The 9160-nt window shown below is 48.3% G+C and carries 12 protein-coding genes; 5 read left to right on the top strand and 7 right to left on the bottom strand.

Features of this window, described 5'->3' with window-relative positions; genetic code table 11:
• Positions 1 to 152: 152 nt before the first annotated feature.
• The 4 genes from FTO70_RS17690 to FTO70_RS17675 form a co-directional block, all read right to left on the bottom strand.
• Positions 153 to 521 carry an ATP-binding protein gene (locus tag FTO70_RS17690; protein ID WP_255337097.1) on the bottom strand — a complete coding sequence of 123 codons (369 nt, stop codon included), beginning with the start codon at positions 519 to 521 and terminating at the stop codon, positions 153 to 155.
• A 269-nt stretch (positions 522 to 790) separates the two neighbouring features.
• Positions 791 to 1135, bottom strand: coding sequence for a CGGC domain-containing protein (locus FTO70_RS17685; protein WP_255337096.1), 345 nt, complete (start codon positions 1133 to 1135; stop codon positions 791 to 793).
• A gap of 85 nt (positions 1136 to 1220) precedes the next feature.
• Positions 1221 to 1559: a cupin domain-containing protein gene (locus FTO70_RS17680; RefSeq protein WP_255337095.1), complete on the bottom strand. Its 339-nt coding sequence runs from the start codon at positions 1557 to 1559 to the stop codon at positions 1221 to 1223.
• Between the two features lie 203 nt (positions 1560 to 1762).
• Positions 1763 to 2422: an NAD(P)/FAD-dependent oxidoreductase gene (locus FTO70_RS17675; protein ID WP_255337094.1), complete on the bottom strand. Its 660-nt coding sequence runs from the start codon at positions 2420 to 2422 to the stop codon at positions 1763 to 1765.
• A 228-nt stretch (positions 2423 to 2650) separates the two neighbouring features.
• Between FTO70_RS17675 and FTO70_RS17670 the strand changes: the two genes are divergently transcribed.
• Positions 2651 to 3007, top strand: a complete 357-nt coding sequence (locus FTO70_RS17670; protein WP_255337093.1) for a helix-turn-helix domain-containing protein — start codon at positions 2651 to 2653, stop codon at positions 3005 to 3007.
• 91 nt (positions 3008 to 3098) lie between these two features.
• Here the strand turns inward: FTO70_RS17670 and FTO70_RS17665 are convergent, their stop codons facing one another.
• Entirely contained in the window at positions 3099 to 3770 is a 672-nt protein-coding gene (locus FTO70_RS17665; RefSeq protein WP_255337092.1) for an NAD(P)/FAD-dependent oxidoreductase, read from the bottom strand.
• Between the two features lie 199 nt (positions 3771 to 3969).
• Here FTO70_RS17665 and FTO70_RS17660 point away from each other — a divergent pair, with 199 nt between their 5' ends.
• The gene (locus FTO70_RS17660; protein ID WP_255337091.1) at positions 3970 to 4326 is read left to right on the top strand and encodes a helix-turn-helix domain-containing protein; all 357 of its coding nucleotides are present in this window, start codon (positions 3970 to 3972) and stop codon (positions 4324 to 4326) included.
• A 152-nt stretch (positions 4327 to 4478) separates the two neighbouring features.
• On the top strand, positions 4479 to 5894 hold the full coding sequence (locus tag FTO70_RS17655) for an acetate--CoA ligase family protein (RefSeq protein ID WP_255337090.1): 1416 nt from the start codon (positions 4479 to 4481) through the stop codon (positions 5892 to 5894).
• Positions 5895 to 5962: 68 nt separating this feature from the next.
• Here the strand turns inward: FTO70_RS17655 and FTO70_RS17650 are convergent, their stop codons facing one another.
• Entirely contained in the window at positions 5963 to 7096 is a 1134-nt protein-coding gene (locus FTO70_RS17650; RefSeq protein ID WP_255337089.1) for a Glu/Leu/Phe/Val dehydrogenase, read from the bottom strand.
• A gap of 107 nt (positions 7097 to 7203) precedes the next feature.
• Here FTO70_RS17650 and FTO70_RS17645 point away from each other — a divergent pair, with 107 nt between their 5' ends.
• Positions 7204 to 7419, top strand: coding sequence for a hypothetical protein (locus tag FTO70_RS17645; protein WP_255337088.1), 216 nt, complete (start codon positions 7204 to 7206; stop codon positions 7417 to 7419).
• A gap of 197 nt (positions 7420 to 7616) precedes the next feature.
• Here FTO70_RS17645 and FTO70_RS17640 read toward each other — a convergent pair whose 3' ends face one another.
• Positions 7617 to 8033, bottom strand: a complete 417-nt coding sequence (locus FTO70_RS17640; protein ID WP_255337087.1) for a DUF356 domain-containing protein — start codon at positions 8031 to 8033, stop codon at positions 7617 to 7619.
• Positions 8034 to 8429: 396 nt separating this feature from the next.
• On the opposite strand from FTO70_RS17640, the gene FTO70_RS17635 reads away from it, so the two are divergent.
• On the top strand, positions 8430 to 8870 hold the full coding sequence (locus FTO70_RS17635; RefSeq protein WP_255337086.1) for an SRPBCC family protein: 441 nt from the start codon (positions 8430 to 8432) through the stop codon (positions 8868 to 8870).
• The last annotated feature ends 290 nt before the right edge of the window (positions 8871 to 9160 follow it).

Raw genomic sequence — 9160 nt, 5'->3', positions numbered from 1 at the left:
AATCTTTCTCTGGCATATTATTTTATGTAGATGGTTACTATACATATGTTAATAAAGTTGCGTTGTTGGAGTTGACGGGCTGTATCCCGCCTTTGAAAAAGCGGGGATTAGACCTTAATGCTCCTAAGACATACAAGGGTTAGCAAACAGCCTTAACCGTGGATCAGCTGCGGGAGACAACGGGTGCAGACCCAGAGGCTTTCCATTTTGTGCCTGAGAGGCAGAAGGTAATGGGTGTCTTCGCCGGCTCCGCATATGAAGCAGCGGATTGAGATGTCTGTTTGCCTCGGCTGGGCTTCGGCTTTTTCTTTGTTGAATTCTATGGTGTGCCTTTCTTCGATGGTTATTGCCCCTTCGGGGCAGACCCCTATGCAAAAGCCCATCCCGTCGCAGAGCTCTTCGGATACGACTTTTGCCTTCCCGTTGATGATCTGAATCGCACCTTCGGCGCAGGGGGCAACACATTTCCCGCACCCGGTGCATTTTTCTTCGTCAATTTTTACAATCATTCGTTTTTTCATATACATCCTCCCAAATATTTTATTAATTTATTAGCAGAGTTGATGTGCAGATTTATTCAAACATATGATAATTTGTATGGAGTTATCCGAGTTTACGGTGCTTTATTCGGATTTAAAATCCGCAGTGAAATGGGTGACCCCAGAACCGCACTTCCGGCAGAGGGCGAAGAACAAAGGTTGGGTAAGGGAATTTTCAGGTTCCGGAAGTGTGGGCTGGAGTAAATGTGAATGAGTGAAGGGATGCGGGTGCGAATGGAGGGTGCAGCCTTTCAGTGGTGTGTCCCGTCAACCACTTTTATTCCCGCATCCTGAATTGTTTTTCTGATGGTATCTATGTGGGGGCATTTCGGATAACTGTCTTCCATCAGCATGCAGGAACTGAGATGTACGACATCAAGGTCATACTTTTTCAGGGAGTTTACCAGGCGATAGACTCTTCTCCCCGAACAGCCCCCGCAGGTAAAGAAAGCGATCATCTGCGCATCTTCGCTGTAAGCCTCGAAATGGGACTTCTTTTCGTTAAACGCTTTGAAGCAGCCAACTCCGGGGCAGGCTTCCGAGACGATGTCGCATCGGACGACCGCAATTTTTGTGGGTTTTGTTTTTTCTTCCATGTATGACACCTGTTTTTACAACCGTTGCCTGTTTTTACAACCGTTTTTACACCCGTTCTTTCACCTATTTTTTACCTATGTACGTTTACAGCAAGCGGGTGGACTCTTTCTGCCTTGGTGCCTTTACGACCAGCACCCGGAAGATGCTGTCCCCGGGGTTCAGGAGGCGGTGAGGAATTTTCGCAGGGCTTTCGATTAACATGTCCCTGCTGACTTCCTCTTGCTCATCCCCGATTTCAACAACGCCTTTTCCTTCGAGAATGTAGAAAAAGACGTCAGTGGGGGTTACGTGCTTTTTTAAGGCTTCCCCGGGCTTGAGTTCGATGTGTACTGCCTGAGCGTTTTCGGTGTCATAGAGCATGCGGACACTCACATTGTGAGGGTTCGGCTTTTCAGGTGAGGACTTCATTTCAATAATTTTCATACCATTTTCCCCTTTTGACCGGTTTGTTCTCGTTTTCATTCTGTTTTTGTTCTGTTTTTGTTCTGTTTTTGTTCTGTTTTTGTTCTGTTTTTGTTCTGTTTTTGTTCTGTTTTTGTTCTGTTTTTATATATGCCTGATCAGTACCAATCTACTCAACCAGTCCCTGCAGGAGGACATCACCGAAAATGCAGGGCAGCAGGGGCTTAGAGCCCGACCTGCTTTTTGAACTCTTCGAGCCCCATCTCCTCAATGAACTTTCCGAGCCTCTTTTTCGTGCCGGAGCTTTTGTAGAAGGAAATTATCCTGTCCACCGCTTCAAGGACCTCTTCTTCCGAGAGTTCCTTTGCCACGACCTCGGCTATCCTCGGCATTGCAGCTGCAGCGCCTCCGACCATCAGGGTGTAGCCTTTGGCCGTGCCCATGATCCCGATGTCCTTAATGGCTGGTTCGGCACAGGAATTGGGGCAGCCGGAAACTGCCATTTTGAACTTGGAGGGCATGGACATCCCATGGTACTTTTCGTCCAGTTTCAGGCCCAGGCCAACAGCATCCTGCTTTCCCTGCTTGCAGAAAGTAGTCCCCGGACAGAACTTGACGCTCCTAACGCAGAGCCCTATGGCAGCCCCCGGTTTCATCCCCAGGTCAGCCCAGGCGGCGTCAAGGTCTTCTTCTTTTAAGCCCACGATTGCAATTCTCTGGGCGGAGGTCGCCTTGAGGGCGGCAGCCCCGTACTTTTCCGCAACGTCAGCAATTTTCCTGAGGGTTGCAGGGTCCACTATTCCGCCGGGAAGGTGGGGAGCGATTGCATAGGTTTCACGGTCTCTCTGAACAATTGCAGCTTTTTCGGGTAAATTGTCTTTCATGGTTGGTCCCTTTCTCCTTATTTTCGTGTTCCGAAACTGATTTCAGACTGAAACTGCCCGCATCCGGGCAGCAGTCCGGACAGGATTTCCCGGCTATATTTGTGTTTTTAGGTCTGTTTTACCATACATCCAGGAATTATATAATGTGTTTATTATATATAGTATCTTTTTGATACCAGTATATTAGAGATACTAATTTATATATGAGCCAGTTTCTATGTTTATACTATGAAAGACTGCACCGTCTACAAGACGATGAACATCATCGGAAAGCGATGGACCATCCACATCCTCCTTGAACTGCATAAGGGGGAAAAGAAAGAGAAGCGCTTCAATGAACTGAAAAGAAAACTCGGGTATATAACCCCGAAAATCCTCTCGGAAAGGCTGACCGAACTTGAAGCTGAAGGCCTTATTGGAAAGAATGTTGACAACTCCACAAATCCTCCGAAATCCGAGTATTACCTTACGGAAAGCGGAAGGGATTTCGTGAAGATCATCCAGGCAATAAAACGCTGGGGGCTTAAGTGGAAGTTCCAGAACGAGGAGTGCGAGAAGGCCATCTGCATGTACTGTGACCTTTAAAGGACAGCGTATCCCTTAAAAGAAAAAAATAAAAAAACGGAGGAAAGGAAAAATAAAGGGAAATAAAGGGAAAAAAGGAAAATCAGGTCTTTTACTTTTCCCAGAGACCCACTTCTTTTTTGAACTCTTCCAGGCCGATCTCGTCTATGATCGTTCCGAGCCTCTTCCTGTTTTCCCCGTATTCTTTAAAGAATTCAATAATCCTGTCGACGGCTTCCAGAACCTCTTCTTCCGAAAGACCTTTTGCCACAACGTCAGCAAGCCTCGGTTTCAGTCCGGCAGCGCCGCCCACCATGAGGGTGTAGCCTTTGGCCGTGCCCATGACCCCGACGTCCTTTATCACGGGTTCGGCGCAGGAACTCGGGCAGCCGGATACTGCCATTTTCATCATATAAGGAAGCTTTACGCCCCTGTATCTTGCCTCCAGTTTCATCCCGAGGCTCACAGCATCCTGCTGGCCTTTCCTGCAGAAAGTCGTACCCGGGCAGAACTTGACACCCTTTACAAAAGGTCCGGCAACGATCCCGGCGTCCATTCCGAGCTCGGCCCAGGCGGCATCAAGGTCTTCTTCTTTTAAGCCCACAATTGCCATCTTCTGTTCGGAGGTCATTTTCAGGGTTGCAGCCCCGTATTTCTCCGCAACATCCGCAATCTTCCTGAGGGTTGCAGGGTCAACAATTCCTCCGGGGGTCCTGGGAGCAATTACATATGTTTCTCCGTCGCGCTGAATGATTGCATTTTTTTCAGGTATGGTGCTTTTCACAGGTATCGCCTCTTAACTAGATAGACAATTGTTTACTGTAGTCCTTAACAAAGGGATATTCAGGGAAGGTATACATCATCCACAGGGTATCCTTTCAGAAGTGGAACTTTAAGATGCTTTAAAACATTCTCTGAGTATCCTTTTGATAGTAGTATTTTAAAGATATTGCTTAAATAAGGACAGTATCAATGTTTATACTATGAAAAACTGTACCGTCTACAAAACAATGAACATCATGGGGAAGCGCTGGACCATCCATATCCTGCTGGAGCTATATAAAGGGGAAAAGAAGGAAAAAGGCTTTAACGAGCTCAAACGCAAGCTTGGCGGCGTCACCCCGAGAATCCTTTCTGCCCGACTGGCAGAACTGGAAAATGAAGGCCTTGTTGTAAAGCGAACGGACAATTCCGCGGTCCCGGCCAGGTCCGAATATTTCCTTACGGAAAGCGGAGAAGACTTCATAAAGGTTATCAAAGGAATCAAAAGATGGGGGTCGAAGTGGAAATTCAACAACAGCGAATGCGACAGGTCTGTTTGCAAATACTGCGACCTCTGACTAATTTCGTAATAGTCTACCTCCCACAAAAAACAAGGAACATAACCCCCCTGTCATGGGCATTGAAATTCTTTTATACAAAAGGTCCTAAATTACATTGGGAATGGGAAAAATCACGTGCTTGAAGAAAGGAAATGCTTGGGGGGCTTTGAATGAATAATAGGGGAACGGATAAAGGAAACATTGAAACCGAAAGAAACATTGACGCTGAAAGAAACCTGGACTTTTTCTTCAAACCTGAAAGTATCGCCCTTATAGGAGCTTCCCCTAACCCCGGAAAACTTTCCCATACAATCCTTGAAAGCCTTCGGGACATTGGCTTTTCCGGGAAGCTCTATCCCGTAAACCCCGGCTACCGGGAGATCGAGGGCCTCAAATGCTATGCGGCCCCCGGAGAGATCAATGACAGGATAGACCTTGCGATCTTTGCAGTCCCGGCTTCTGCCGTGCTTGAAATCCTGAGAGGCCCGGTTGAAAACATAAAGGGAGCCGTAATTGTCAGCTCCGGCTTCCGGGAGACCGGTGAAGAAGGGAAACGGATGGAAGCCGAACTGAAAAGCCTTCTCAAAGAAAAAAGGATCCGGGCCATCGGCCCTAACTGCCTGGGGATCTACGACACCGTCTCAAAGGTAGACACCTTCTTTATAGGAAGCGACAAGGTCGAAAGGCCGGTCCGGGACGGGATTTCCGTGCTTACCCAGAGCGGGTCCTTTGCGGCCATGATCATGGACGAGATGGCAAACGAGGGGATCGGGGTTGCAAGGGTTGTGAGCTATGGGAACAAGGCCGACGTTGACGAAAACGACTGCCTGGAATTCCTATCAGAAGATGGGGCCACAAAAGCCGTGGTCCTCTACATCGAGGCCGTAGGAGACGGAAGAAGGTTCCTTGACGTTGCCTCTCGCTGTGTGAAGAAAAAGCCCGTAGTCGCCTTAAAGGTCGGGAAGCGGGAACCCGGGGCAAGGGCTGCCAGTTCCCACACCGGGGCTGTGAGCGGGATGTACGAAGCCTATGAAGCCGCTTTCCGGAAAACGGGCATCATCGAAGTTGCAGGTTATGAGGAACTAAAAGACGCCTGCAAAGCCCTGAACAGGTACTCCCCGGTCAGCGGAAAGAGGGCCCTGATCATAACCGACGGAGGAGGGATAGGGATCTCCATTGCCGACGCCTGTGAAGAAGCCGGACTCGAGGTCCCCGAACTCCCGGAAGAGGCGGTCCTGCGGCTGAAAGAAAAACTCCCCCCGTTTGCATCCGTGAGAAACCCCATTGACCTGACCGGCAGCGTGAGAGACGAACACTATGTTGCCGCCCTCCGGGAAGCTTTCGGGGAAAGATTCGACCTTGCAATCGTGAGCCTGCTCTGGGGCCCGCCCCTGCTCTCAGAAGGGGTCGCAGAAAAAATAAGGGATTTCGCCGACAATTCGGGAAAGCCCGTCCTCATCTGTTCCCCGGGCGGGAAGTTCAGCCGGAAAATGGCTTCAGCCTTCACAGCCGCCGGGATGCCGGTCTTTTTTACCCCGGAAAGTGCGGTAAGGGCGGCTGCAGTGCTGTGCGGGAGAAAAAAGTAAAAAAATCCGGGAAAGCTCCGAGAAAGTTCCGGGAAAAACAGATGAAAAAATTGGAAAAAATTGAAAAATTACACAAAGCCCGGAGCCGAGGAAAAGAGAGACCAGCGCCTGTACTTCATGGCTCTTTTCACTCTCTCGATTGCCAGTTCCACCGCAGCCTTCCTTGGAGAAATGCCCTTTTTACTGGAAGCCTCAAGGACCATTTCAGTGTTACGGCGCACCTTTTCTTCAATCGAGCCAAAAGCCGCGCACTGGGTGGACCCCTGGTACTCGGAAGCCGCACAGATCACACCCCCGGCGTTTGCAATGAAGTCCGGGACGTAAAGGACGCCTGCTTCGTAGAGGATTTTCTCCGCCCCTTCCGTGACAGGGATGTTTGCCCCCTCGACCACAAGTTTCGTGTTCAGGAGATGGACGTTATTCTCATTGATCACGTCCGGGCGGGCTGCAGGGATCCAGATGTCGCAGGGAATGGCAATTATAGCCTCCCGGTCAAGCTTTTCCGCACCTGGGTATTCAAGTACGCTTTTTCCCTCTCTTTTAAGCATGCTCAGGGTTTCCACGTCAAGCCCTTCGGGACTGTGGACCGTTCCCCGGGAATCGGCAACCCCCACAATTACAGCCCCTCTTTCTGCAAGAAAACGGGCAGCATTTTTCCCGACAGCCCCGAAGCCCTGCACCACGACGCGTGCCCCTTTCAGCTCAAAATCACAGTACTTCAGGGCCGCCTCCGTAGCATGGACGAGCCCCCAGCCCGTAGCCCCGATCTCGTCAAGAGGGATGCCCCCGACCTCACAGGGCAAGCCCACAACCCTTCCGATCTCGTCTTTTATGCAGGCCATGCAGACCTCGTCCGTCCCCATGTCCGGGGCGAAGATGTACTCATCCGTATACCTGAGGGCAGAGGCAAGAGCCCGCAGCATTTTGCTTTTCTTTTCCTGCGGCATCCTCGGGTCCCCGTACATGACGATCTTTCCGCCCCCGTAAGGCAGGTCGGCAGCGGCATTTTTCAGGGTCATGGCCCTTGCAAGCCTGAAACATTCCTCGGTACTCACATCAGGCGCCATCCGGACCCCGCCGATGGCAGGCCCCCTGGACACATTGTCCACCACAAGCACTGCCTTCAGGTCCACGGAAGGTTCGTAAACGTGAATGATCTTAAAAGGCCCGAGCTCATCAGCAAATCTGAACATGTCTTCCATTACAGATATCCCCTCTAAACTTTCCCCTGTATTCGGTTGAAATTAATCCCGGATACTAAATTCCCAGATACTAAATTATATGAGGCGGAATGTTAAAATGTTTTCCGATGGCCCGGATGCAGGTCAATTATTTACCTGTCCGGCTGAAAAAGAAAGCTAAAATAAAAAAGAGGAGCCTGAAAAAAGAAAATGAAAGACTGAAAAAAGAAAAAGAGAGACTGAAAAAGAAAAGGGAAGTTAAAGGGAAGCTTAATTGCATCCAGGTGTTAAAAATAAAAGATGCCATTCAGGGAATTCCTGAATGGTTTGGATTCAACCGATAAACGGCAGACTTCCGGGAAAACAATGGGTTTCCTGAATTTTAATTCAAAACTCTATAAACCCGGGATATAACCCGGCAATAAGCCGTTATAAACCTATATAATTTGTATAAACTTTTATAAATAATTACAAATTATTACAAGTTATCGAAAGATATTACAAGTCATTATAAGCCATATATGAGGTGGCTTACTTGCCTTTATTCCTCCTGAACAGGTTTACCCTCTTCCACCTTTCCCTGAGCCGCATTAGGGCTTTCAGGACGCTCTTTTGGAATGAACGCCCGGTCGAATTCCGGAAACTTATGGAACTTGCCTGTCAGTTCCTCGAATACCCCATGCTTCGGGCTGATGATGACCACATGCGCAGGAGGATGAATTTTTTTCAGCCTGCTGATCGCTGCCCCCGCATTGTTTTTTAGTTCTACAAGTGCTGCAGAGTTGCATTTAGCCCGGAGAGACACCCCCATAACGCTGACAAGAAGCTCATCGGCGTATTCCGGTTCTATGCATCTGGGAGTGGCTGAAAACTGAATGTTTCCATATCTTTCCAGGTCATGTAATGCAATTTTTACTTTGTCCAGGTCATCTGCCCGGACTAATGCGAATGATTTCATTTTTCACAACACCAACAATTTAATAAAGATATTCCCAATCATTACACCTTTTTCCTGATTAGTCAGGAAAAGGAAGTTACAGAGAAATAAATTTACAAATCTTCTCAGGTCATCTTAGTCAGGCGCCCATCGGTATTAAAATCTTCGGAATTAATCCTGCGTGAGTTTTTATAAAAACTCTCTCCAACAAATTCCCAGGGATGAAATTCCAATTTTTGACAAGCCCAACAGCAAGCCAGAAGTTAAACTAAATTTTCCCCCGGAAAGCAGTTTTTCGACTTGCTTTCCAGACCCCGGGCTCCCAACGGGCGCCAAAGGCGGCCGGCCTTTTCAAAATAGAGATAAAAACAAGTATTGCAGCCGACAATATAAGCACGGGAGAGCGGGGCTGCAAATATGACAACATTGAAAGATTGCGTTACTATAAACCGACCACCTGAATCTGTTTTCGAATGGTTTTCCCACTTTGCAGAAAACTACAGGTCCTGGCACGAAGACCACGTACTTGCCAGGTGGACCAAAGGGAAAAATTTTGAAAAAGGCTCAGTGATTTATGCTGAGGAATACCTCGGGGGCAAACTGGAAAAACTAAGTTTTGAGATTACAAATTGTGTGCGGAATGAATTGATAGAGTATAAGGTGCTGTTCCCGGAGTCCATTATCTGTTCGGGAGGGTCGTTTTCTATAGAGCCTTACAATGGTGGGAGTGTTTTTACTGCTACTCTTTCTTTTCGGTTTTGGGGGTTGCTTTCGAAGGTTGCCGGAAAGAGGGTTGAGGCCATCAGGGTTCATATGAAAGAGGAAGGGGAGAATCTGAAGATGTTGCTGGAAAAATGAAGGAATGAAATGGTTAACGCCTCGATTGAAAAAATGGAAACCATCAAAAATCGGTTCCATCCCGCTATTCATCTCCTGAAATAATCTCCTGAAAAGTTGTCCTTGAAAACCCGTAGTCGGCCCGTATCTGGAGCTTGATGCTCAGTGAACTACCCCTCCCTGTCTCCTTCGGAGTCGAGGAAGGGGCTTCCTTCGAGTACTCGAATCATCCAGGTATTGGCTCTAAGAACTCAATACCCATCTTCAAGCCTGTTTGTCGAAGATTATCGGCAAAAAACCGATAGCCTGTC

The sequence above is a fragment of the Methanosarcina sp. KYL-1 genome (genome assembly GCF_024372725.1).
Taxonomy (GTDB): Archaea; Halobacteriota; Methanosarcinia; order Methanosarcinales; family Methanosarcinaceae; genus Methanosarcina.
This window is presented reverse-complemented; position numbering and strand designations above follow the sequence as displayed.

What these genes read in the sequence shown, in the direction of transcription:
- FTO70_RS17690 (WP_255337097.1), bottom strand. Translation starts at nt 521, where the DNA reads ATGAAAAAACGAATGATTGTAAAAATTGACGAAGAAAAATGCACCGGG.
- FTO70_RS17675 (WP_255337094.1), bottom strand. Translation starts at nt 2,422, where the DNA reads ATGAAAGACAATTTACCCGAAAAAGCTGCAATTGTTCAGAGAGACCGT.
- FTO70_RS17680 (WP_255337095.1), bottom strand. Translation starts at nt 1,559, where the DNA reads ATGAAAATTATTGAAATGAAGTCCTCACCTGAAAAGCCGAACCCTCAC.
- FTO70_RS17645 (WP_255337088.1), top strand. Translation starts at nt 7,204, where the DNA reads ATGGCCCGGATGCAGGTCAATTATTTACCTGTCCGGCTGAAAAAGAAA.
- FTO70_RS17650 (WP_255337089.1), bottom strand. Translation starts at nt 7,096, where the DNA reads ATGGAAGACATGTTCAGATTTGCTGATGAGCTCGGGCCTTTTAAGATC.
- FTO70_RS17635 (WP_255337086.1), top strand. Translation starts at nt 8,430, where the DNA reads ATGACAACATTGAAAGATTGCGTTACTATAAACCGACCACCTGAATCT.
- FTO70_RS17655 (WP_255337090.1), top strand. Translation starts at nt 4,479, where the DNA reads ATGAATAATAGGGGAACGGATAAAGGAAACATTGAAACCGAAAGAAAC.
- FTO70_RS17660 (WP_255337091.1), top strand. Translation starts at nt 3,970, where the DNA reads ATGAAAAACTGTACCGTCTACAAAACAATGAACATCATGGGGAAGCGC.
- FTO70_RS17640 (WP_255337087.1), bottom strand. Translation starts at nt 8,033, where the DNA reads ATGAAATCATTCGCATTAGTCCGGGCAGATGACCTGGACAAAGTAAAA.
- FTO70_RS17685 (WP_255337096.1), bottom strand. Translation starts at nt 1,135, where the DNA reads ATGGAAGAAAAAACAAAACCCACAAAAATTGCGGTCGTCCGATGCGAC.
- FTO70_RS17670 (WP_255337093.1), top strand. Translation starts at nt 2,651, where the DNA reads ATGAAAGACTGCACCGTCTACAAGACGATGAACATCATCGGAAAGCGA.